Origin of the sequence: Streptomyces sp. SID10853 (assembly GCF_010548145.1) — a bacterium.
Classification (GTDB): domain Bacteria; phylum Actinomycetota; class Actinomycetes; order Streptomycetales; family Streptomycetaceae; genus Streptomyces.
This window is the reverse complement of record NZ_JAAGLN010000025.1, coordinates 14,247-36,414: the sequence shown is the minus strand read 5'-3', so window position 1 is coordinate 36,414 and position 22,168 is coordinate 14,247. Positions and strand designations below refer to the sequence as shown.

Below are 22,168 nucleotides of genomic sequence, written 5' to 3'. Positions count from 1 at the left end.
TCAGTACGGCATGACGGGTTACGGGGATACAGGCTGCCGGGATACCGGGATACGGATCAGCGGCCCTCAGGTTACAGGGCCCTGTCGTGCGCCTATTACGCAGCGTCAGGCCCTGCGGATGCCTGCTCCGCCCAACGGGCCTTTGCCGTGTCGATGATCCGTCCGTAGTGGACCGAGGCCCACCACAGTCCCGCGAACGCCACCCCGAGGATGAACATCACCGGCACGATGAATCCGCTGGCGACCAGCGCGATCTGGAGCGCCCAGCCGATCTGGACCGCACCCGGGCGGCTCAGCATTCCGCACAGCAGCACCGAGAGGAGCATGCCGATACCGCACACCGTCCAGACGGTGGCTTCCGGCAGATCGCCCTTCATGGCGACGAGACCGGCGAAGCCGATCACGAAGAACTCACCGATCAGGGTGGACGCGCAGAGTGTGCGCATGGGTCAGCGCCTTCCCAGGAGCAGCCGGGCCTCGCCGACCGTGATCACGGAACCGGTGACGAGGACGCCCGCTCCGGCGTACTCGTCCTCCTCCTCGGCCAGCGTGATCGCCGCCTCCAGAGCGTCGTCGAGCCGGGGCTCGACCACCACGCGTTCGTCGCCGAAGATCTCGACGGCGATCGTGGCCAGATCGTCCGCGCTCATGGCGCGGTGCGTGGAGTTCTGGGTCACCACGACCTCCGCGAAGATCGGCTCGAACGCTTCGAGCAGCCCGCGGACGTCCTTGTCACCGCTCGCCCCGACCACTCCGATCAGCCGCGAGAAGCTGAACGCCTCGGTGACACCCGCGGCCGTGGCCAGCGCGCCGCCCGGGTTGTGCGCCGCGTCCAGGACGACCGTCGGCGAGCTCCGTACGACTTCGAGACGGCCCGGCGACGTGACCGACGCGAACGCCTTGCGGACCACGTCGATGTCGAGCCGCTGCGCCTGCTGCGCACCGACCCCGAAGAACGCCTCGACCGCGGCGAGCGCCACCGCCGCGTTGTGCGCCTGGTGGGCGCCGTACAGCGGGAGGAAGATGTCCTCGTAGTCACCGCCGAGGCCGCGCAGCGTCAGCAGCTGGCCGCCGACGGCGATCTCCCGGCTGCCCACACCGAACTCCATGCCCTCACGGGCGACCGTGGCGTCCATCCCGACGGCCTTCTTCAGCATCACCTGGGCGGCGTCGACCGGCTGCTGCGCCAGGATGACCGTCGCGCCCTGCTTGATGATCCCGGACTTCTCGCCGGCGATCTCGGCGGGCGTGGACCCGAGGCGGTCCGTGTGGTCCAGCGAGATCGGGGTGACGACGGCGACGGGCGCCTCGATGACGTTCGTCGCGTCCCAGCTGCCGCCCATCCCGACCTCGACGACGGCGACGTCCACCGGCGCGTCGGCGAAGGCCGCGTAGGCCATCCCGGTGAGCACCTCGAAGAACGAGAGCCGGTGCTCCTGCTGCGCGTCGACCATGCCGACGAACGGCTTGATCTCCTCGTACGTCTCGATGAACCGCTCGGCACCGATCGGCTCGCCATTGAGGCTGACGCGCTCGGTGATCGACTGGACGTGCGGGGACGTGTACCGCCCGGTGCGCAGCTCCAGGGCGCCGAGCAGCGCCTCGACCATGCGCGCCGTCGACGTCTTGCCGTTGGTGCCGGTGATGTGGATCGAGGGGTACGCGCGGTGCGGATCACCCAGCACGTCGAGCAGCGCCTCGATCCGTACGAGGGAGGGGTCGAGCCTGGTCTCGGGCCAGCGGCCGACGAGCTCCTGCTCCACCGCGCGCAGCGCCCTGTCCACCTCCGGGTCGGCGGGCCTCGCGGGCACTGCGTCACCGGGCGGAGGTCCGCCGTGGGTGCGCAGGGTGCGGCTGCCGGCCTCGATCACCGCCTGGTCGGGGGACGACGGGGTCTCCCCCGCTGATTCCGCACTGTCGGCTGGGGGAAGGTCGGTCGCTGCGTCGACGATTTCGTCGAAAGGGTCGGACTCGCTCACAGGACCAGTCTACGGAGGTCCCGGCGCGCCCGGACCTCGCCCGTCCCGTCCGGGCGCCGACCCCCGGTTCGGAGCACTCCGACGCGCGGAACACCCGCTTATCGGGGCAGACTTACCAAGTATGGACATAGGCATTGATCTCGGTACGGCGAACACGCTCCTCTACGTCCGCGGCAAGGGCATCGTGCTCAACGAACCCTCCGTGATGGCGGTGCGCGACCACAGCCGCGGGGCCCCGGCCATCGGCGACGAGGCACGCGAGAGCCTCGGGCGCACCCCGGACTCGGTCACCGCGCTCCGTCCGATGCGGGACGGGGTGATCGGCGACTACGAGGCCGCCAGGGAAATGATCCGGTACTTCGTGCGCAAGGGCCTCCAGGGCAGACGGGCACGCGTCCGGATGGTGGTCTGCATGCCCACCGGGGTGACGCCGGTGGAGCTGCGGGCGATCGTGCAGGCAGCGCAGGAGGCGGGCGGCCGTACCGTCCATCTGCTGGACGAGTCGATGGCGGCGGCGATGGGCGCGGGGCTGCCGGTGGACGAGCCGCGCGGCTCGATGGTCGTCGACATCGGGGGCGGTACGACCGAGATCGCCGTGATCTCCATGGGCGGCATCGTCACCTCGCGGTCGCTGCGGCTGGCCGGCGACCGGATGACCTCGGCGATCACCGACCACATCCGGCAGGAGCGCAGCCTGCTGATCGGGGAGCGGACGGCGGAAGAGGTCAAGCTGGAGATCGGGTCGGCGTGGCCGGTCCCCGACGACGAAGCGCTGGAGACACGGACCTGCACGGTGCGGGGGCGCGAGAGGACGAACGGGGTGCCGACCGCGCTCATCCTCACCGCCCCGGAGATCCGCGCCGCGATGGACGAGCCGATCGAGGCCGTCATCGCCGCGGTGCAGTCGACCCTGGCGGAGTGCCCGCCGGAGCTGGCGGCCGATGTGATGAAGCACGGCATCGTCCTGACGGGCGGCGGTTCGCTGCTGCCCGGACTCGACCTGCGGATCGCGTCGGCCACCGGCATCGGCGTGACCGTGGCCGAGTCGCCGCTGGAGTGTGTGGCGCTGGGGACGGGCAAGTGCGTCGAGGAGTTCGACTCGGTGACCGCCAAGGTGCTGACACCCACCACGTGACGGCCCGGGCGTGGCGCCCCGGGTACGAGGCGGAGGACTGGAAGACCCCCGGCGGAACCGGGGGTCTTCGTCGTACGCGCGCTTGGCTCCGCTACGCCTGCGGCAGCCCGTCGAGCTGGGCCTGGATCCGCTCCATGTCCGTCTCGGCCTTGGCGAGGCGAGTACGGATCTTGTCCACCACGTTGTCCGGCGCCTTGGCCAGGAACGCCTCGTTTCCGAGCTTGCCCAGCGCCTGCGCCTTCTCCTTCTCGGCGGCGCCGAGGTCCTTGGCCAGCCGCTTGCGCTCGGCCGCCACATCGATCGTGCCCGACAGGTCGAGCGCCACCCGGGCGCCCGCGACCGGCAGCGACGCCGTGGCGTGGAAGCCCTCCCCCGCCGGCTGGAGCCGCAGCACCTGCCGGATGGACGCCTCGTGGGGCGCCAGCGCCGTACCCGCCAGGTCCAGCTCGGCCGGGACCTTCTGGCCCGGCTGCAGCCCCTGGTCCGACCGGAAGCGGCGGACCTCGGTGATGACCTGCTGGACCAGCGTGATCTCCTGCTCGGCCGCAGGGTCCCGGAAGCCCGAGTCCTTCGGCCAGTCGGCCACGACGACCGACTCCTTGCCGGTGAGCGTGGTCCACAGGGTCTCGGTGACGAACGGGACGATCGGGTGGAGCAGCCGCAGCATCACGTCGAGGACCTCACCGAGGACCCGCGCCGAGACCTTCGCGGGCTCGCCGCCCGCGAAGAACGTCGTCTTCGACAGCTCGACGTACCAGTCGAAGACCTCGTCCCACGCGAAGTGGTAGAGGGTGTCGGCGAGTTTGGCGAACTGGTAGTCGTCGTAGTACGCGTCCGCCTCGGCGACGACCGCGTTGAGCCGGGACAGGATCCACCGGTCGTTGGCCGACTGCTTCTCGGCGGGCGGCAGTTCGCCCTCGACGGTGGCGCCGTTCATCAGCGCGAAGCGGGTCGCGTTCCAGATCTTGTTGGCGAAGTTGCGCGACGCCTTGACCCAGTCCTCGCCGATCGGCACGTCCGCGCCGGGGTTGGCGCCGTTGGCGAGGGTGAAGCGGACGGCGTCGGAGCCGTACTCGTCCATCCAGTCCAGCGGGTCGACCACATTGCCGAAGGACTTGGACATCTTCTTGCCGTGCTCGTCGCGGACGAGACCGTGCAGCGCGATGGTCTTGAACGGGGCCTGCCCGTCCATCGCGTAGAGACCGAACATCATCATCCGGGCGACCCAGAAGAAGATGATGTCGTGGCCGGTGACCAGCACATCGGTCGAGTAGAACTTCTCCAGGTCCGGGGTCTGCTCCGGCCAGCCCAGCGTCGAGAACGGCCACAGGCCGGAGGAGAACCAGGTGTCGAGGACGTCCTCGTCCTGGTGCCAGCCCTCGCCGGTGGGCACCTCGTCGTCCGGTCCGACACAGACGACCTCGCCCTGCGGGCCGTACCAGACGGGGATCCGGTGGCCCCACCACAACTGGCGTGAGATGCACCAGTCGTTGAGGTTGTCGACCCAGTCGAAGTAGCGCTTCTCCATCTCCTTCGGGTGGATCGTGACCCGGCCGTCACGGACCGCGTCGCCCGCCTCCTTGGCCAGCGTCTCGACCTTGACCCACCACTGGAGGGAGAGCCGGGGCTCGACGGTCGTCTTGCAGCGCGAGCAGTGGCCGACGGAGTGGGTGTACGGGCGCTTCTCGGCGACGACACGGCCCTGCTCCCGCATGGCCTCGACGATGGTGGCGCGCGCCTCGAACCGGTCGAGCCCGTGGAAGGGCCCCGGCACGGTGATGACACCGCGCTCGTCCATGATCGTCATGGACTCCAGGCCGTGCCGCTGGCCGATGGCGAAGTCGTTCGGGTCATGGGCGGGCGTCACCTTGACGGCGCCGGTGCCGAACTCGGGGTCGACATGTGTGTCGGCGACGACCGGGATGGTCCGGTCGGTCAGCGGCAGCTTGATCCGCCTGCCGATGAGGTGCGCGTACCTGGCGTCGTCGGGGTGGACCGCGATCGCGGTGTCACCGAGCATCGTCTCGACCCGGGTGGTCGCGACGACCAGGGTCTCGTCACCCTCGCCGTACTTCAGCGAGACCAGCTCGCCGTCGTCGTCCTGGTAGTCGACCTCGATGTCGGAGATCGCGGTGAGACAGCGCGGACACCAGTTGATGATGCGCTCGGCGCGGTAGATCAGCTCGTCGTCGTAGAGCTTCTTGAAGATGGTCTGGACGGCCTGGGACAGCCCCTCGTCCATGGTGAACCGCTCACGGGACCAGTCGACCCCGTCCCCGAGCCGGCGCATCTGCCCGAGGATCTTGCCGCCGTACTGCTCCTTCCACTGCCAGACGCGCGCGGTGAACTCCTCGCGCCCCAGGTCCTGGCGGGACTTGCCCTCCTCGGCGAGCTGCTGCTCGACCTTGTTCTGGGTGGCGATACCGGCGTGGTCCATCCCGGGCAGCCACAGGGCCTCGTACCCCTGCATGCGCTTACGGCGGGTGAGGGCGTCCATCAGCGTGTGCTGGAAGGCGTGGCCCAGGTGCAGGGCGCCCGTGACGTTCGGCGGCGGGATGACGATGGTGAAAGGGGGCTTCTCGCTCTTGGCGTCGGCCTCGAAGTAACCGCGCTCCACCCAGCGCTCGTACAGCTTCCCCTCTACCTCGGCCGGCGCGTACTGGGTCGGCAGTTCGGTGATGGGCGCTGGCGTCTGCGAAGAGTTCTCGGTCACGGGCCTAGTTTAAGGGCGTCACGGTCCCGTACTGAAACGGGAATCTTTGGTGAGACTGTGGCCCCCGTCTCCCCGGTGTGCCAGGACGTCCGTCAGGATGTCCGCATCACGTAAGTACGCAGAGGGGGATCCCAGTCCATGAGCTACAACCAGCCGGGGCCGTACGGACAGCAGCCACAGCAGCCGGGGCCGTACGGGCAGCAGCCGCCCCCGCAGCCGGGCCCGTACGGACAGCCGCCGCAGCCCCAGCAGCAGCCCGGCAACCCGTACGGCCAGCCGGGCGGCCAGCCGCAGCCCGGCTACGGCTATCCGCAGCAGCCCCCGCAGGGCGTCCCGCCGCAGCCCGGGTACGGCTACCCGCAGCAGCAGCCCGGCCAGCCGAACCCGTACGCCCAGCAGCCCCAGCAGCCCCAGCAGCCGCCGTACGGGCAGCAGCCCGCGTACGGCCAGGTGCCGCCGCCCCCGCAGTCCCCGAAGAAGAAGACCGGGCTCATCGTCGGCGCGGTGATCGTGGCGGTCGCGGTGATCGGCGGCGGGGTCTATCTGCTGACCTCCGGCGGCGGCAACAGCGATGTGTCGGACAGCACCAAGGGGTACAAGCTCGCGGCCCCCGCTTCGATCGGTGAGTACCAGAAGCAGCAGGGCGCCGACGACTCGTCGTGGGGCAAGGACGGCAAGCAGAAGGCCGAAGGGGTGGGCGTCAAGAACCCGTCGAAGATGGGTGCCGCCTACAAGACCGGCTCGGGCCTGACCGAGAAGGACCTCAACCTCTCCGGGCTCTGGGGCACGATCGACGACCCGGAGCAGGCCATCGACGGTGCCTTCGCCCTCTCCAAGGCGAACATCGCCGACAAGGCGTCCGGCGGCCTCAAGGTGGAGCTCCAGGACAGCCCCAAGTCGGTCACACCGGCCGGCTTCAGCGGCGCTCTCATGAAGTGCCAGAACGCCAAGGTCACCAACACCAGCACCAGCACCGACACCAGCGGTCAGTCGGCGGCGGTGCCGAAGACCTTCGTACTGCCCATCTGCATCTGGGCCGACTACAGCACCCTCGGTATCGTCCAGAACACCGATGTGTCGCTGATCATGACCCATCAGTCGCTCTCGCTGGACGACGCAGCGGCGCTCACCGCCAAGGTGTACAACGCCTCGCGCGTCAAGCAGTAGCAGCGGACGGACAGCCCGGAGGGGCGCCGGCGGTCCACCTGGACCGGCCGGCGCCCCTCCGTTTTCCGTACTCAACGCGTCGTTCGCACTCAACGCGTCGTTCGCACTCAATGCGGCTTGCGCTACGCGCTCAACGCGGCTTGCGCTACGCGGACTTCTCGTGCCGCCCGTCGTTGCCGACGATCCGCGGCTCGCGCGGGACCAGCGTCGGGTTCACATTGTCCCGGACGACATCCGCCGTGATGACGACCCGGGCGACGTCCTTGCGGGACGGCACCTCGTACATCACCGACTGGAGGACCTCCTCCATGATGGCGCGCAGACCGCGCGCCCCGGTGCCGCGCAGGATCGCCTGGTCGGCGATGGCCTCCAGGGCCGGACGGTCGAAGTCCAGCTCCACACCGTCGAGTTCGAAGAGGCGCTGGTACTGCTTCACCAGCGCGTTCCGCGGCTCGACCAGGATCTGCAGCAGGGCCTCGCGGTCCAGGTTGTGCACCGAGGTCAGGACGGGCAGCCGGCCGATGAACTCGGGGATCATCCCGAACTTCACCAGGTCCTCCGGCATGACCTCCTGGAACTGGTCGCTCGCCTCGATCTCCCGCTTGGAGCGGATGGTCGCACCGAAGCCGATGCCCTTCGCGCCCGCCCGGGACTCGATGATCCGCTCCAGACCGGAGAACGCGCCGCCCACGATGAACAGCACATTCGTGGTGTCGATCTGGATGAACTCCTGGTGCGGGTGCTTGCGGCCGCCCTGCGGCGGCACCGAAGCCGTGGTGCCTTCCAGGATCTTCAGCAGGGCCTGCTGGACGCCCTCGCCGGAGACATCACGCGTGATCGACGGGTTCTCGCTCTTGCGGGCGACCTTGTCGATCTCGTCGATGTAGATGATGCCGGTCTCGGCCTTCTTGACGTCGTAGTCGGCGGCCTGGATCAGCTTGAGCAGGATGTTCTCGACGTCCTCGCCGACATAACCGGCCTCCGTGAGCGCTGTCGCGTCCGCGATGGCGAACGGGACATTGAGCATCCGGGCCAGCGTCTGGGCGAGCAGCGTCTTGCCCGAGCCGGTGGGGCCCAGCAGCAGGATGTTGGACTTGGCCAGTTCGATGGCGTCCTCGCGGCTGCTGCCGCCGCCGTTCTCTCCGGCCTGGACGCGCTTGTAGTGGTTGTAGACCGCTACCGAGAGGGCCTTCTTCGCGGGCTCCTGCCCGACGACGTACCCCTCGAGGAACTCATAGATCTCGCGCGGTTTGGGCAGTTCCTCCCACCGCACTTCGGAGGTCTCCGCGAGCTCTTCCTCAATGATCTCGTTGCAGAGATCAATGCACTCGTCGCAGATGTACACCCCGGGGCCTGCGATGAGCTTCTTCACCTGCTTCTGGCTCTTGCCGCAGAACGAGCACTTGAGCAGGTCGCCGCCATCACCGATGCGTGCCACGAGGTGCTTCCCCTTCGCCTGGGAGGCGCCACGTTCAGCGTCTCCTGGTGCCTCATATTCGACGGTACCTTGCCGGGCCCCTCGTTCGGGCCCCCCTTGGCACGGTTCACTTTGACGTGCACCGTGCCAGGGGACGGAAGGTAAATCAAACGGCCATCAGGTGGTCATCATCCCCACGGAGCCCTTACGGGTGGAAACGATCTGGTCCACAAGGCCGTAGGCCAGGGCATCCTCGGCCGTGAGGATCTTGTCGCGCTCGATGTCGTCGCGGATCTTCTCCACCGGCGTCGTGGAGTGCTTGGCCAGCAGATCTTCCAACTGGGTCCGCATACGCAGGATTTCGTTGGCCGCGATCTCCAGGTCGGAGAGCTGCTCACGGCCGGTCTGCGACGAGGGCTGGTGGATCAGCACCCGGGCGTTCGGCAGGGCCATCCGCTTGCCGGGCGTGCCGGCCGCCAGCAGGACCGCGGCGGCGGAGGCCGCCTGGCCCATGCAGACCGTCTGGATGTCCGGCTTCACGAACTGCATCGTGTCGTAGATCGCGGTCAGCGCGGTGAACGAGCCACCGGGGCTGTTGATGTAGATCGAGATGTCCCGGTCCGGGTCCATCGACTCCAGGCAGAGCAGCTGCGCCATGACGTCGTTGGCGGAGGCGTCGTCGATCTGCACGCCGAGGAAGATCACACGCTCCTCGAAGAGCTTCGCGTACGGGTCGTACTCGCGCACGCCCTGCGAGGTGCGCTCGACGAAGCGCGGAACGATGTAGCGGTTGTCGACCTGCGGGCCGGTGTAGAGGCCGCTGGCGGAGGCGGAGTAGTCGTTCATGCTGGTGTTCACCATCCTGGTGGCGTTCAAGTGGTCGGTCGGGTTCGGAGGCAGGGATGCGGGGCGTCAGGCCCCGGTGCCGCCGCCGCCCGGAACGCCCGAGGCGGAGGAGATGATCTCGTCGATGAGGCCGTACTCCTTGGCCTCGTCCGCGGTGTACCAGCGGTCGCGGTCACCGTCACGGATGATCGTGTCGACGGTCTGGCCGGAGTGCCGGGCGGTGATCTCCGCCATGCGCTTCTTCGTGCGCAGCAGCTGCTCGGCCTGGATCTTGATGTCCGATGCGGTGCCGCCGAGACCGGCCGAGCCCTGGTGCATCAGGATGTCGGTGTTGGGGAGCGCGAAGCGCTTGCCCGCGGTGCCGCCGGTCAGCAGGAACTGGCCCATCGAGGCCGCGAGGCCCATACCGATGGTGACCACGTCGTTCGGGATGTACTGCATGGTGTCGTAGACCGCCATGCCTGCCGTCACCGAGCCGCCGGGGCTGTTGATGTAGAGGTAGATGTCCTTTTCCGGGTCAGCGGCAAGGAGGAGCAGCTGCGCGGTGATCTTGTTGGCGATCTCGTCGTCGACCTGCTGGCCGAGGAAGATGATCCGCTCACCGAGCAGTCGGTTGTAGACCTGGTCGCCGAGGCCGCCACCGATGTTGGGCTCGCCGGCGGCGTAAGGCATCAGATTCGTCACGTATCCACCTGCTCGTCTCTGACGGCTCCGGCCGTCTCAGCGTCTTCGTACAGCAGGATTCCGGGGGTGGTTGCCCACTCCGGGCTTTCCTCTTCATGGACCCTAACGCGCAGGTGGGACAACGCCATCCCGCTTCCCGAACTGTTCGCTGGGAGCGCAAGGTGGGGCAGGCGCCACAGGGGCAGGCCCCTGGGGTCCCGTCCGCGCGTACGACAGGGTCCGGACGTCGCGTACGACGAAGGGTCCGGACGTGCAGCACGCCCGGACCCTTCGATCGAGTTCAGAACCGGCCGGGCCGCGGAACGGCCCGGCCGGGACCGGTGGAGGCTCAGGCCTCCGGCTTGGCCTCGGTCTCCTCGTCGGACGCCTCGGCGGCCTCGGTGACCGCCACGTCATCGGCGGCCTCGGCGGCCTCTTCCTCGTCGTCGCTCAGGTCGACGACCTCACCGTTGGTGTCCTTGACCTTGACGGCCTCGACGACGACCGCGAGGGCCTTTCCGCGGGCCACCTCGCCGACGAGCATCGGGACCTGGCCACCCTCGACGACCGCCTGGGCGAACTGGTCGGGGCTCATACCGGAGGACTGCGCACGCCGCATCAGGTGCTCGGTGAGCTCCTCCTGGTTGACGTTCAGCTTCTCCTTGTTGACCAGCTCGTCGAGAATGAACTGGGTCTTGATGCCCTTCTCGGCCTGCTCCTTGGTCTCGGCGGTGAACTCTTCCTCGGTCTTGCCCTGGATCTCCAGGTACTTGGCGAGGTCGAGGCCCATCTGGCCGAGCTGGTGGTGCTCCAGGTTGTGCTTGCGGGTGTTGATCTCGTCCTCGAGGAGCTTCTCGGGGATCGGGACCTCCGCCAGCCTCAGCAGCTCGTCGAGGACGCGCTCCTGTGCCTGGGTGGCCTGCTCGTACTGCTTGGTGTTCTCGAGGCGCTTGCGGCTGTCGGCCTTGAGCTCGTCCAGCGTGTCGAACTCGCTCGCCAGCTGGGCGAAGTCGTCGTCGAGGCCGGGAAGTTCACGAGCGGCGACCGCGGTGACCTTGACGGTGACCTCGGCGGGCTTGCCCTCGGCGGAGCCGCCCTTGAGCTCGGAGGTGAAGGTGGCCTCGCCACCGGCCTCCAGGCCGGTCACGGCCTCGTCGATCCCGTCGAGCAGCTCACCGGAGCCGATGGTGTACGAGACACCCTCGGCCACGCCGTCCTCCAGCACCTCGCCGTCGACCTTGGCCTCCAGGTCGATGGTGACGACGTCACCATCGGCGGCGGCGCGCTCGACGGGGTTGGTGGACGCGAAGCGGCCACGCAGCTCCTCGACGGCCTTGTCGACATCCTCGTCGCTGACCTCGACCGCGTCGACCTCGACCTCGATGCCGGAGTAGTCCGGGATCTCGATCTCGGGCCGGACGTCGACCTCGGCGGTGAAGGACAGCAGCTCGCCGTCCTTGAGCTCCTTGATGTCGACCTCGGGCTGGCCGAGGACATTCAGCTCACCCTCGTTGACGGCCTCGGTGTAGAACTTCGGGAGGGCGTCGTTGACGGCCTCCTCCAGCACGGCACCGCGGCCGAAGCGCTGGTCGATCACGCGGTTCGGGATCTTGCCCTTACGGAAGCCCTTCACCGTGACCTGCTCGTTGATCTTCTTGTACGCCGCGTCGAGGCTGTCCTTGAGCTCCTCGAAGGGCACCTCGATGCTGAGCCGAACCCGAGTCGGGTTCAGGGTCTCCACGGCGCTCTTCACGGTTCGGTCTCCTTGGGGGCTGACTTCAGAATCCTGCCCGGTTGAGAGACACGCGGGCACACAGCTTGCATAGTAACGGCAAGCAGGAGGAGACCCACAATGCGATCTTGCTGCTGGTCGGGGTGGCCGGATTCGAACCGACGACCTTCCGCTCCCAAAGCGGACGCGCTACCAAGCTGCGCCACACCCCGTCGGTGCGAGACGTAGGGTACATGGCCGCCCGCCCTGCCGCGGCAGCTTTACCCGCTGCCACCCGGCGCGGGACGGGTGTGCGCGGACCGGGTCCGACCCGCTACGATGCTTCTCGTGCCGCGGTCGCTCCGACCGGCGGCGCCTGCGGGCGTAGCTCAATGGTAGAGCCCTAGTCTTCCAAACTAGCTACGCGGGTTCGATTCCCGTCGCCCGCTCCGCACAGCACACGGCCCGGCCGGTGAGCCTTCTCACCGCCGGGCCGTTGTCGTTCCGGTGCCTGTCGTTCCCCGCACCTGCCGTTCCCGGCGCCGTTGCCCCAGGCCGCACCGGAGAACGGTGCGGCCGGGACGGGGCGGCCGGACAGCCGGACTGCCGGACAGCCGCTAGAACTTGATCTGGTTGATCGTGTCGGCTATCGAGTTGAGGAACCTGTTGATCGACGGAGCCATGCCCGTCGAGGCCAGGAAGAAGCCGAACAGCATGGCGACGATCGCCGGACCGGCCTTGATGGATCCACCGCGGATCAACACCACAAGGACGATCGCCAACAGCAGCACCACTGACAGTGAAATGGCCACAACTGATCACAACCCTTGGTCGGTCCGCCTTGCCGGCCGGGAACGATGCCGCTCCAGCACTTCTTCCGCGGCTCCATGGTGCCACCAACAGCCCTGTGGTTGTTGCCCGGTGACGAAACGGCACCGATCGGATCGCGCCATCCCGCACTCCCCGCGCACCCGGCCCAGGCGCCCGGCGCGCGGGCGCCTCCGGGAAGCCCGACGGCAATTTCAGGACGGTGCGGCCCGCCACTCGCGGGGGTAAATCAGAATCGATCGTTTCACTGTCCACACATTACGTTCACAGGTGATTGCGATAAGAGTGGACTGCCCCCGAACCGGCTCCGAAACAGGCCCTGGAACCCGTCGTTATGCACTATTTAAGTGGGATGAGACACCCCATATGCATACATAAGATCAGGGTAGTAAAGGTAAGCCGCGGGGGTACACGTACGGCGAATATCACAGCCGCCCGACATCCACTGAGAGGGTTTTACGGATTCCCTCACGCGACGCTAGGGTTCCTCGAATGGTTCATGCTCCACACGAATATCAGCGGGCCCCACTCCCCCTGGCGCGGGAGACGGAACCCGAAACCTCCACGGACTCACAGGCGCCGGACAGACCTGGCACAGCGCAGGCACAGGCGCCCGCCCCCGGCGCCAAGAAGCAGCGCAACGCGCTCTTCGACAACGCGAAGTTCCTGGCCATCGTGCTCGTGGCCATGGCGCACGCGTGGGAGCCGATCATGGACGGCAGCCGCACCACACGGGCGCTCTACATGTTCGTCTACACGTTCCACATGCCCGCATTCATCATTATCTCGGGATATTTCTCCCGCAGTTTTGACATGCGCCCCGACCGGCTCCGCCGGCTCGTGACGGGTGTCGTCGTTCCTTATGTGATCTTCGAGACCACTTACTCGCTCTACGAGAAGTGGGGCAACAACGACCCAGGTCACGAGATCAGCCTGCTCGACCCGTACTTCCTGACGTGGTTCCTGATCGCCCTCTTCATCTGGCGGGTCACCACGCCGATCTGGCTCAATCTGCGCTATCCGCTGACCATCTCGCTCGTCATCGCGATGCTCGCGTCGGTCACCCCCAACATCGGTGACGACCTCGATCTGCAGCGGGTGCTCCAGTTCCTGCCGTTCTTCGTGCTGGGCCTGAAGCTCAGGCCCGAGCACTTCGAGTGGGTGCAGCGCAAGGGTTCGCGGCCGGTGGCTGTCGTGATCATGCTGGCCACGCTGGTGTTCGCCTACTGGGCGGCGCCCAGGATGACGCTCAACTGGTTCTACCGGGGCACCAGCGCCCAGCAGCTGGGCGTCGACTGGTGGGAGGGCATCGTGATGACCCTCGGCCTCACCGTCTGCGGGCTGGTGCTGACCGCCTGCTTCCTGGCCCTCGTACCGCGCGGCAGGACCTGGTTCACCGCGCTCGGCGCCGGCACGCTCTGCGGCTATCTGCTGCACGGCCTGCTGATCAAGACCATCGAGTACGCGGGCCTGATCGACGACTACGGCTGGCTGAAGAGCCCGCTGGGCGAGATCTTCGCGACGGTGTTCATGGCGGCGGCCGTGACGCTGTTCTGCACCCCGCCGGTGCGGCGTGTGATGCGCTTCGCGACGGAACCCGAGATGAAGTGGGCGTTCCGGTCCGACCCGGTGGAGAAGGCACGGGAGCGGGAGCGCGAGAAGGTTCCGGCCTGATCCGAACAGCAGCCCGGGGCCCGGGCCCAGATGTTCTGAGCTGAACCAGCAGCACCGCACCGCCCGCGTTGAGCCCCGTACGACGGACCGCCGTCGTACGGGGCTCAACCGCGTGAGGAGAGCGCCCGGGCAGGACCGGGACCCTTACAGCAGCATCGGCCCGGCGTCGCTGTCCCGGCAGATCAGCAACAGCGCCCTGTCGTCGTTGACGTCCTTGGCGACCGCCTCGATCAGATGCCATGCCGCGCCCTCGAAGGTACTGGCGACATAGCGGTCGGCCTCCCCGGTCAGCCGGTCGATCCCCTCGCTGATGTCGCGGTCGGGCGCCTCGACCAGGCCGTCCGTGAAGAGCATCAGGACATCGCCCGGGCCGAGCGACCCCTTGGCCGCGTCGAACTGGGCGCCGTCGTAGACCCCGAGCAGCGGCCCCTCGCCCGACTTCTCCTCCCAGAGGCCGCTGCCCGCGTGGAGCTGGAGCGCCGGGAGGTGGCCGGCCGAGAGGAGTTCGTACTCACCGGTGTCCAGGTCGAGGACCAGATGGATCGAGGTGGCGAACCCCTCGTCCCAGTCCTGGCGCAGCAGATAGCCGTTGGCGGCCGGCAGGAACTCATGGGGCGGGAGCGAGCCGAGGAGCCCGCCGAAGGCGCCCGAGAGCAGCAGCGCCCGGGAGCCCGCGTCCATCCCCTTGCCGGAGACATCGGTGAGGACGACCTCCAGGACGCGTCCGCCGCTGGTGCGCGCGGCGACCACGAAGTCACCCGAGAAGGACTGCCCGCCGGCCGGCCGCAGCGCCATCTCGCGGTGCCAGCCCTGCGGCAGCCGGGGCAGTTTGCTCTGGACGCGGATCCGTTCGCGGAGGTCGAAGAGCATGGTGCCGCCGCGCCGCCACGGCACCCCGACCCGGCTGCGGAACTGCGCGATGAGCAGCCCGAAGAGCCCGCAGGCGGCCACCGTGAGGACGGTGCCCGGGGTGACCGGCGCGGCGCCGTCGGTGTACGGGCCGAGCTTGACCGACTCGACGATGAGGGCCGCGGCCGCCGCCGCGTAGAGGCCCAGCAGGCTGGCCGGGCGCAGCAGCAGTCCGCCCGCCACGATGGGCAGGACCAGCGTCGAGGGTGAGCACCAGACCGGGGTGAGGATGGTCGCCCAGGCCAGCGCGGGGACGGTCAGCAGGAGGGTGGCGAGGGCGAGCCCTTCGGAGCCGTCGCCGCGGAAGTAGTCGACACCGGACCGGCGCAGCACGGTCCTGGCCCGGTGCACGGACTTCCGCATCCGGGCCGTGAACGCTTCTTCTCCGACGCGACCGGCCATGGCTCGGACCTTATCCACCCGTGCGGGTCCTGCGCAGGGGGACCCTGTGACCTCGCGTTCGAAATTGGCTCGCCCGGTGTGGGCACCGCTGGTAGGGATGGTTCATGGACCCAGAGCTGAGAGTGCTGAGCCGCGACACCATGGACACCTGGTACGGGGGCCTGCTGCGGGCCTTCGGCGGAGTGGACGAACCGCCCGAGGAGCGCGCGCTCTGGGACGGTCTCACCGAGTTCGAGCGGTCGATCGGCGCCTGGGAGGGCGACGATTGTGTGGGCACCACGGGGGCGTTCAGCTTCACGCTCTCGGTGCCCGGCGGCGGTTTCGTGCCGGCGGCGGGTGTGACCATGGTGAGTGTCGCGGCGACGCACCGGCGGCGCGGGATCCTGACGTCCATGATGCGGCGGCAGTTGGACGACGTACGGGCGCTCGGTGAGCCGCTGGCCCTGCTGACCGCTTCGGAGCCTGCGATCTACGGCCGGTTCGGATACGGCATCGCCTCACGGCAGTTGACGGCCGAGATCGACACCTCGCGGGTGACGCTCGCGGTCCCGCCGGGGACCGACGCCGTACGGCTGCGGTACGCGCCGGTCGAGGAGTCGGCGGCGCGGTGCGAGGCGCTGTACGTCCGCACGATCGGTTCGCGCCCCGGGATGCTCGGGCGGACGCCCGGCTGGGAGCGGTTGCCGCTGCTCGATCCGCCCTCGGAGCGCGACGGCGGATCACCGCTCCAGTGTGTGATCGCCGAGCGGGACGGCGAGATGGTGGGGTACGCCCGTTTCCGTACGAAGCCCGAGTCGGACGCGGCGGGCCCCAGGGGTTCTGTCCGGCTGCGCAACCTGGACGCGGTGGATCCGGCGGCGAGCGCCGCGCTGTGGCGTTTCCTGTTCGGGATCGACCTGACGTCGACGCTGCATGTCCGCAACCGGCCGCTGGACGACCCCTGGCAGTATCTGGTGTCGGACATCCGCAGGTGCCGGGTCCAGGTCCGCGATGTGCTGCATCTGCGGCTGGTGGATGTGGGGGCGGCGCTCGAAGCCCGCACCTACCGGGCCCCGGTGGATGTGGTGTTCGGCGTCGAGGACGCCTTCTGCCCCTGGAACAGCGGGCATTGGCGGCTGACCGGGGACACCGGGGGCGCGACCTGTGTGCGGACCGACGAGCCGGCCGATCTCGAACTGTCCGTACGGGAGTTGGGCGCCGCCTACCTGGGCGGTACGCCCTTGACCGCGCTGGCTGACGCCGGTCTGGTGCGGGAGCTGCGGCCGGGGACGCTGGCCGCGGTGTCGCTCGCCTTCGGCTCGGACAGGGCGCCCTGGCTGCCGCACGGCTTCTAGCTGCACGGCTTCCAGCTGCACGGCTCCAGCTGCACGGCTTCTGATTCCGGTGCCGCGCGGAACGCTCTGACGCTGCTCCTAACGCCGCTGGCAGTCCGGGCACCAGAAGAGGTTGCGGGCGGCCAGCGGCGCGGTACGGATCTCGGTGCCGCAGAGGTGGCAGGGCATCGCGGCCCGGCGGTAGACGTACACCTCACCGCCGTGGTCGTCGACCCGCGGTGCCCGCCCGGTCGCCTCGGGCATGTGCTCGGGACGGACGGTGTCGATGCGGTTGTTCCGTACGCCCTCGCGCATCAGGGCCACGAGATCGGCCCAGATCGCGTCCCATTCGGCGCGGGTCAGGTCCTTGCCCGCGCGGTACGGGTCGATGCCGTGCCGGAAGAGGACCTCGGCGCGGTAGACGTTGCCGACCCCCGCGATCACCTTCTGGTCCATGAGCAGCGCGGCGACGGTCGTACGTGAGCGGGAGATCCGGGTCCAGACGCGGTCCGGGGAGTCGCCGGGCCTGAGCGGGTCGGGTCCGAGCCGGTCGTGTATCGCGTGCTTCTCGCCGTCGGTGATCAGCGCGCAGGTGGTCGGGCCGCGCAGATCGGCGTACGCGTCGTCGTTGACCAGGCGCAGCCGGACCGTGTCGGTGGGCGGCGCGGCGGGCGCGGTGCCGAAGCCCAGCTTCCCGAACAGGCCGAGGTGGATGTGGACCCAGCCGCCCGCGCCGAAGCCCAGGAACAGATGCTTTCCGTGTGCCTCGGCGGTCTCCAGGGTGCGGCGGTCGATGAGCGCCGCACTGCCGGAGAACTTGCCCTGCGGACTGGAGGCGCGCACAGGCCGGCCGCCGAACCTCTCGAAGTGGTCGGCGGCCAGTCGGTGGATCGTGTGACCCTCGGGCACTGCGGAGTTAGTCCTTCTGCGGGTGGTGGGCCGGGACCGGGGGGAGGTCGCCGGTCGCCTCGTACGCGGTGAGCATGTCGATGCGGCGCTGGTGGCGCTCCTCGCCGGAGTACGGGGTGGCGAGGAAGATCTCGACGAACTTCACCGCCTCCTCCTGCGTGTGCATCCGGCCGCCGACGGAGATGACGTTGGCGTTGTTGTGCTCGCGGCCGAGCGCGGCGGTCTGCTCGCTCCAGGCCAGCACCGCCCGGACGCCCTTGACCTTGTTGGCCGCGATCTGCTCACCGTTGCCGGAACCGCCGATGACGACGCCGAGGCTGTCGGGGTCGGCGGCCGTTTTCACGGCGGCCCTGAGGCAGAACGGCGGGTAGTCGTCCACGGCGTCGTAGATGTGCGGGCCGCAGTCCACGGGCTCGTGGCCGTGGGCGGTGAGCCATTCGACGAGGTGGTTCTTGAGTTCGTATCCGGCATGATCGGAACCGAGGTACACGCGCATGCTTCGAGTGTGGCACGCCGGGTAGGTGGGACGCCTGGTCGGGGCACGTAAAGCGTGACCCGTTCGCGACAATTAAGGACAGAGAGCATGGGCGCTGCACCTCCTTCTCGGGTCGCTGACAGATCGCCGGGCGGGGACTCCCCCGGCGGCGATTCACCGGACGGACTTCAGGCCGGCCTGAAGAACCGCCATCTCTCCATGATCGCCATCGGTGGCGTGATCGGTGCGGGGCTCTTCGTCGGCTCGGGGGCCGGCATCAACGCGGCGGGCCCCGGCATTCTGCTCTCCTACGCGCTGACCGGACTGCTCGTCGTCCTGGTGATGCGGATGCTGGGCGAGATGGCCGCCGCGGATCCGGTCTCGGGTTCCTTCTCCACGTACGCCGACCGGGCCCTCGGCCGGTGGGCCGGGTTCACCATCGGCTGGCTCTACTGGTTCTTCTGGGCCGTGGTCCTCGCCGTGGAGGCGACGGCGGCCGCGTCGATCCTCACCGGGTGGGTGCCCGCGATACCGCAGTGGGCGTGGGCGCTGCTGGTGATGCTGGTGCTGACCGGCACCAACCTCGTCTCGGTCGGCTCGTTCGGTGAATTCGAATTCTGGTTCGCCGGGATCAAGGTCGTCTCGATCATTGCCTTCATCGTGATCGGTCTGCTCGCCGTCTTCGGTCTGCCGCCGGGCGGCGACCCGGCCGGGATGAGCAATCTGACCGGGCACGGCGGGTTCCTGCCGAACGGGCCGGGCGCGATCCTCTCCGGGATGCTGCTGGTCGTCTTCTCCTTCATGGGCTCGGAGATCGTGACGCTGGCCGCCGCCGAGTCGCCCAACCCGGTGCAGGCCGTCCGCAAGGCGGTCAACAGCGTGATCTGGCGGATCGCGCTCTTCTACATCGGTTCGATCTTCGTCATCGTGACGCTGCTGCCGTGGGACTCCAAGGCGGTCACGGCCAGCCCCTATGTCGCGGTGCTCGACTCGCTGGACATCCCGGGCGCCGGCACGATCATGGACATCGTGGTGCTGACCGCGGTGCTCTCCTGTCTCAACTCCGGTCTGTACACGGCCTCCAGGATGGCCTTCTCGCTCGGTCAGCGCGGTGACGCCCCCAAGGCGTTCGCCACGGTCAACCGGGGCGGTGTGCCGGCCGTCGCGATCTGGGCGTCCGTCGCGTTCGGTTTCGTCGCGGTGTTCTTCAACTACATCGCGCAGGACACCGTGTTCCAGTTCCTGCTGAACTCGTCGGGCGCGGTGGCCCTCTTCGTCTGGCTGGTCATCTGCTTCTCGCAGCTGCGGATGCGCCGCAGGATCGAGCGGGAGAACCCGGAGCTGCTGACCGTACGGATGTGGCTGTACCCGTATCTGACCTGGGCGACGATCGGCCTGATCCTCTTCGTGGTGGGCTACATGCTGTACGACACCGAGGGGCGCAAGCAGATGCTGCTCTCGGTGCTCGCGGCGGTGCTGGTGCTGGTGGTCGCGGTGGTACGGGACCGGCGGCGCAGGGCCCTCGCGCCGGCTCCGGCGGAGGCCGACGGCTGACCTCGGGACAGACATGCGGGAGGGGCCGCACCCGGCGAACCGGGTGCGGCCCCTCCCGCATGTCTGTCCGTTGTACGTCCGTGTCCGGCCGGGTCAGCCGCGGCGGCCCGCCAGCTTCCAGGCGCTCGGCAGCGCGCCCATGGCGAGGGCCGCCTTCAGCGCGTCCCCGATGAGGAACGGGACGAGGCCGGCGGCGATGGCGGCCGAGGCCGACATGCCGGTGGTCAGCGCCAGGTACGGGACGCCGACCGCGTAGATGATCGCGGAGCCGAGCACCATGGTGCCCGCGGTGCGCAGCACGGACCGGTCACCGCCGCGCCTGGCCAGGGCGCCGACCGTGGCCGACGCCAGCAGCATGCCGAGGACGTAGCCGAAGGTGGCGCCGCCGGGGCCCGATGCGCCGTTCGCGAACCACGGCATGCCCGCCATGCCCACCAGCGCGTACACCGCGAGGGAGAGGAAACCGCGGCGCGCGCCGAGCGAGGCGCCCACCAGGAGCGCGGCGAAGGTCTGGCCGGTGACCGGGACCGGGGAGCCGGGGATCGGCACGGCGATCTGCGCCGCGATGCCGGTGAGCGCGGCGCCGCCGAGCACGAGCGCGATGTCGCGCGTACGGGTGGCCGGCAGCAGATCGGCGAGGACCGCTCCGGGGCGGGTGGTGGCGGCAGCAGTGCTCATCGGGACTCCGCGGGTGAGGGCAGGTGGGGACAGGCTGACGTTAGCGCGGCGGGCCGGTGCGGAACACCATCAGCGGCCCACAAAGCGGAGGTTGGGGCTTTGGTTGGTTTCATACAAAGGGTGCGGTTCAACCGTCTTCGCGCGTGATGCTCGTCACTGGAGGTCCTGGCAGGTAGATCTCCGTTGCGGAACGGGTGGCCCCTTGGGGACACTGTGGGATCTCACCAAAACGTCCGTTCCCGTCATCCAGAGCATCGCGAGCGTCGAGCACCATGTCCGAACCCCTCAGGGCGGAGCCCCTCTCCGCCGGGCTGAAGCAGCGCCATCTGACCATGCTCGGCCTGGGCGGGGTGATCGGCGCCGGGCTCTTCGTGGGTTCGGGCGCGGGCATCGCCGTCGCGGGCCCCGGCATCGTCGTCTCCTATCTGATCGCGGGGACCCTCGCGATGCTCGTGATGCGGATGCTCGGCGAGATGTCGTCGGCGCTCCCCGCGTCCGGCTCGTTCTCGGTGCACGCGGAGCGGGCGCTGGGGCGCTGGGCCGGATTCACGGTGGGGTGGCTGTACTGGTTCCTGCTGGTGGTCGTCCTCGCCGTGGAGGCGACGGCCGCGGCCCAGATCGCCAACGGCTGGGTGCCGGGGGTTCCGCAGTGGGCCTGGGTGCTGGTCTTCATGGTGGTCTTCACCGTCGCCAACCTCGCGGCCGTACGGAACTTCGGCGAGTTCGAGTTCTGGTTCGCCGCCCTGAAGATCGGCGCCATCGTCCTCTTCCTGGCGCTCGGGCTGCTGGCGGTCTTCGGTGTACTGCCGGACACCGACCCCGTCGGGCTGACCAACCTCACCGGGCAGGGCGGCTTCCTGCCGCACGGCTGGCACGGCGTCATCTCCGGCGTGCTCGCGGTCGTCTTCGCCTTCGGCGGTCTCGAGGTGGTGACGATCGCCGCGGCGGAGACCGAGAACCCGGTGCGGGCGGTCGGCCGTGCGGTGCGCAGCGCGGTGTTCCGGATCCTCTTCTTCTACGTGGGGTCGATGCTGGTCATCGTGGCGGTACTGCCCTGGAGCGCACAGCAGGCGGGGCTCTCCCCGTATGTGACGGTGCTCGACTCGATCGGTGTGCCGTCGGCGGGGACCATCATGAACATCGTCGTCTTCGTGGCGATGCTCTCCGCGCTCAACGCCAATCTCTACGGCTCGTCGCGGATGATCTTCTCGCTGGCCGAGCGGGGCGAGGCGCCGCGCGGGCTGCTCAAGGTCACCGGCAGCGTGCCGCGCCGGGCGGTCCTGGCGTCGGTCGCCTTCGGGTTCGTGTCGGTCCTGCTCAATCTGGAGTGGCCGGACTCGGTGTTCCTCTACATGCTCAACGCGGTCGGTGCGGTCCTGCTGTTCGTGTGGGCGCTGATCGCCGCCAGCCAGCTGAGGCTGCGCCGGCGGATCGAGCGGGACACCCCGGAGCTGCTGCAACTGCGGATGTGGGGCTTCCCGTGGCTGAGCTGGGCCACGCTGGCCGGTCTGGCCGTCGTCTTCGTACTGATGCTGACCGATGACACGGCACGCCCGCAGCTGCTGTGGTCGCTGGGGGCGACGGCGGTGGTGCTGGTGGCGGCCGGCATACGGGAGTTGAGCGCGCGACGGCGTCGGGCCGTCGCGGGGAGCTGACCCGGTCCGGAGGCCCCGGAGACGCCAGAGATCCAGAGAGTCAGAGAGTCAGAGAGTCAGCCGGAAGGGCGGGCGCCGCACAGGGCGCCCGCCCTTCCGGCTGTCCGTGGTACGAGCGCTACGGGCGGCACGAGCCGGTA

General features: G+C 68.9%; 18 protein-coding genes and 2 tRNA genes. 7 read left to right on the top strand and 13 right to left on the bottom strand.

Going from position 1 to position 22,168, the window contains the following annotated elements; all coding sequences use genetic code 11:
• Nucleotides 1-95 precede the first annotated feature (95 nt).
• Together G3I19_RS07995 and G3I19_RS07990 are read right to left on the bottom strand one after the other, a co-directional pair.
• On the bottom strand, nt 96-446 hold the full coding sequence (locus G3I19_RS07995; RefSeq protein ID WP_164261197.1) for a DUF4233 domain-containing protein: 351 nt from the start codon (nt 444-446) through the stop codon (nt 96-98).
• Between the two features lie 3 nt (nt 447-449).
• Nucleotides 450-1,979, bottom strand: coding sequence for a folylpolyglutamate synthase/dihydrofolate synthase family protein (locus G3I19_RS07990; protein WP_343235021.1), 1,530 nt, complete (start codon nt 1,977-1,979; stop codon nt 450-452).
• 121 nt (nt 1,980-2,100) lie between these two features.
• On the opposite strand from G3I19_RS07990, the gene G3I19_RS07985 reads away from it, so the two are divergent.
• Nucleotides 2,101-3,114: a rod shape-determining protein gene (locus G3I19_RS07985; RefSeq protein WP_164261194.1), complete on the top strand. Its 1,014-nt coding sequence runs from the start codon at nt 2,101-2,103 to the stop codon at nt 3,112-3,114.
• Nucleotides 3,115-3,205: 91 nt separating this feature from the next.
• Here the strand turns inward: G3I19_RS07985 and G3I19_RS07980 are convergent, their stop codons facing one another.
• On the bottom strand, nt 3,206-5,827 hold the full coding sequence (locus G3I19_RS07980; RefSeq protein ID WP_164261191.1) for a valine--tRNA ligase: 2,622 nt from the start codon (nt 5,825-5,827) through the stop codon (nt 3,206-3,208).
• A gap of 138 nt (nt 5,828-5,965) precedes the next feature.
• Here G3I19_RS07980 and G3I19_RS07975 point away from each other — a divergent pair, with 138 nt between their 5' ends.
• Nucleotides 5,966-6,994: a hypothetical protein gene (locus tag G3I19_RS07975; protein WP_164261173.1), complete on the top strand. Its 1,029-nt coding sequence runs from the start codon at nt 5,966-5,968 to the stop codon at nt 6,992-6,994.
• Nucleotides 6,995-7,139: 145 nt separating this feature from the next.
• Here the strand turns inward: G3I19_RS07975 and clpX are convergent, their stop codons facing one another.
• The 5 genes from clpX to G3I19_RS07950 all read right to left on the bottom strand — a co-directional run bounded on the left by clpX (nt 7,140) and on the right by G3I19_RS07950 (nt 11,864).
• Complete coding sequence (gene clpX / locus G3I19_RS07970) at nt 7,140-8,432, bottom strand: ATP-dependent Clp protease ATP-binding subunit ClpX (protein ID WP_164261170.1); 1,293 nt, start codon at nt 8,430-8,432, stop codon at nt 7,140-7,142.
• A 156-nt stretch (nt 8,433-8,588) separates the two neighbouring features.
• Entirely contained in the window at nt 8,589-9,272 is a 684-nt protein-coding gene (locus G3I19_RS07965) for an ATP-dependent Clp protease proteolytic subunit (protein WP_164261167.1), read from the bottom strand.
• A 51-nt stretch (nt 9,273-9,323) separates the two neighbouring features.
• A complete protein-coding gene (locus tag G3I19_RS07960; protein ID WP_164261228.1) occupies nt 9,324-9,929 on the bottom strand; it encodes an ATP-dependent Clp protease proteolytic subunit in 606 nt (201 codons plus the stop codon).
• Nucleotides 9,930-10,269: 340 nt separating this feature from the next.
• Nucleotides 10,270-11,673: a trigger factor gene (gene tig, locus G3I19_RS07955; RefSeq protein ID WP_164261164.1), complete on the bottom strand. Its 1,404-nt coding sequence runs from the start codon at nt 11,671-11,673 to the stop codon at nt 10,270-10,272.
• Between the two features lie 114 nt (nt 11,674-11,787).
• Nucleotides 11,788-11,864: transfer RNA gene (locus G3I19_RS07950), tRNA-Pro, on the bottom strand.
• A gap of 145 nt (nt 11,865-12,009) precedes the next feature.
• On the opposite strand from G3I19_RS07950, the gene G3I19_RS07945 reads away from it, so the two are divergent.
• Nucleotides 12,010-12,080 (top strand) — tRNA-Gly (locus tag G3I19_RS07945).
• 168 nt (nt 12,081-12,248) lie between these two features.
• Here G3I19_RS07945 and G3I19_RS07940 read toward each other — a convergent pair.
• Complete coding sequence (locus tag G3I19_RS07940) at nt 12,249-12,443, bottom strand: hypothetical protein (RefSeq protein ID WP_164261160.1); 195 nt, start codon at nt 12,441-12,443, stop codon at nt 12,249-12,251.
• 508 nt (nt 12,444-12,951) lie between these two features.
• Here G3I19_RS07940 and G3I19_RS07935 point away from each other — a divergent pair.
• On the top strand, nt 12,952-14,133 hold the full coding sequence (locus tag G3I19_RS07935) for an acyltransferase family protein (protein ID WP_164261157.1): 1,182 nt from the start codon (nt 12,952-12,954) through the stop codon (nt 14,131-14,133).
• 144 nt (nt 14,134-14,277) lie between these two features.
• Here G3I19_RS07935 and G3I19_RS07930 read toward each other — a convergent pair whose 3' ends face one another.
• The gene (locus tag G3I19_RS07930) at nt 14,278-15,444 is read right to left on the bottom strand and encodes a PP2C family protein-serine/threonine phosphatase (protein WP_164261154.1); all 1,167 of its coding nucleotides are present in this window, start codon (nt 15,442-15,444) and stop codon (nt 14,278-14,280) included.
• Between the two features lie 104 nt (nt 15,445-15,548).
• Between G3I19_RS07930 and G3I19_RS07925 the strand changes: the two genes are divergently transcribed.
• On the top strand, nt 15,549-16,778 hold the full coding sequence (locus G3I19_RS07925; RefSeq protein WP_164261150.1) for a GNAT family N-acetyltransferase: 1,230 nt from the start codon (nt 15,549-15,551) through the stop codon (nt 16,776-16,778).
• A 78-nt stretch (nt 16,779-16,856) separates the two neighbouring features.
• On the opposite strand, the gene G3I19_RS07920 is transcribed toward G3I19_RS07925, so the two are convergent.
• Both G3I19_RS07920 and G3I19_RS07915 read right to left on the bottom strand, forming a co-directional pair.
• Nucleotides 16,857-17,666: a DNA-formamidopyrimidine glycosylase family protein gene (locus G3I19_RS07920; RefSeq protein WP_164261146.1), complete on the bottom strand. Its 810-nt coding sequence runs from the start codon at nt 17,664-17,666 to the stop codon at nt 16,857-16,859.
• Between the two features lie 7 nt (nt 17,667-17,673).
• A complete protein-coding gene (locus G3I19_RS07915; protein ID WP_164261143.1) occupies nt 17,674-18,162 on the bottom strand; it encodes a ribose-5-phosphate isomerase in 489 nt (162 codons plus the stop codon).
• 87 nt (nt 18,163-18,249) lie between these two features.
• On the opposite strand from G3I19_RS07915, the gene G3I19_RS07910 reads away from it, so the two are divergent.
• A complete protein-coding gene (locus G3I19_RS07910; protein ID WP_164261140.1) occupies nt 18,250-19,695 on the top strand; it encodes an amino acid permease in 1,446 nt (481 codons plus the stop codon).
• 93 nt (nt 19,696-19,788) lie between these two features.
• Here G3I19_RS07910 and G3I19_RS07905 read toward each other — a convergent pair whose 3' ends face one another.
• Nucleotides 19,789-20,373, bottom strand: coding sequence for a biotin transporter BioY (locus tag G3I19_RS07905; protein WP_164261137.1), 585 nt, complete (start codon nt 20,371-20,373; stop codon nt 19,789-19,791).
• A 272-nt stretch (nt 20,374-20,645) separates the two neighbouring features.
• On the opposite strand from G3I19_RS07905, the gene G3I19_RS07900 reads away from it, so the two are divergent.
• Nucleotides 20,646-22,028 carry an amino acid permease gene (locus tag G3I19_RS07900; protein WP_164261134.1) on the top strand — a complete coding sequence of 461 codons (1,383 nt, stop codon included), beginning with the start codon at nt 20,646-20,648 and terminating at the stop codon, nt 22,026-22,028.
• Nucleotides 22,029-22,168 lie beyond the last annotated feature (140 nt).

Excerpts from the sequence above, each read along its gene's own strand:
- G3I19_RS07995 (WP_164261197.1), bottom strand. The coding sequence starts at position 446 with ATGCGCACACTCTGCGCGTCCACCCTGATCGGTGAGTTCTTCGTGATC.
- G3I19_RS07985 (WP_164261194.1), top strand. The coding sequence starts at position 2,101 with ATGGACATAGGCATTGATCTCGGTACGGCGAACACGCTCCTCTACGTC.
- G3I19_RS07975 (WP_164261173.1), top strand. The coding sequence starts at position 5,966 with ATGAGCTACAACCAGCCGGGGCCGTACGGACAGCAGCCACAGCAGCCG.
- G3I19_RS07965 (WP_164261167.1), bottom strand. The coding sequence starts at position 9,272 with ATGGTGAACACCAGCATGAACGACTACTCCGCCTCCGCCAGCGGCCTC.
- G3I19_RS07960 (WP_164261228.1), bottom strand. The coding sequence starts at position 9,929 with ATGCCTTACGCCGCCGGCGAGCCCAACATCGGTGGCGGCCTCGGCGAC.
- G3I19_RS07935 (WP_164261157.1), top strand. The coding sequence starts at position 12,952 with ATGGTTCATGCTCCACACGAATATCAGCGGGCCCCACTCCCCCTGGCG.
- G3I19_RS07930 (WP_164261154.1), bottom strand. The coding sequence starts at position 15,444 with ATGGCCGGTCGCGTCGGAGAAGAAGCGTTCACGGCCCGGATGCGGAAG.
- G3I19_RS07925 (WP_164261150.1), top strand. The coding sequence starts at position 15,549 with ATGGACCCAGAGCTGAGAGTGCTGAGCCGCGACACCATGGACACCTGG.
- G3I19_RS07915 (WP_164261143.1), bottom strand. The coding sequence starts at position 18,162 with ATGCGCGTGTACCTCGGTTCCGATCATGCCGGATACGAACTCAAGAAC.
- G3I19_RS07910 (WP_164261140.1), top strand. The coding sequence starts at position 18,250 with ATGGGCGCTGCACCTCCTTCTCGGGTCGCTGACAGATCGCCGGGCGGG.
- G3I19_RS07905 (WP_164261137.1), bottom strand. The coding sequence starts at position 20,373 with ATGAGCACTGCTGCCGCCACCACCCGCCCCGGAGCGGTCCTCGCCGAT.
- G3I19_RS07900 (WP_164261134.1), top strand. The coding sequence starts at position 20,646 with ATGTCCGAACCCCTCAGGGCGGAGCCCCTCTCCGCCGGGCTGAAGCAG.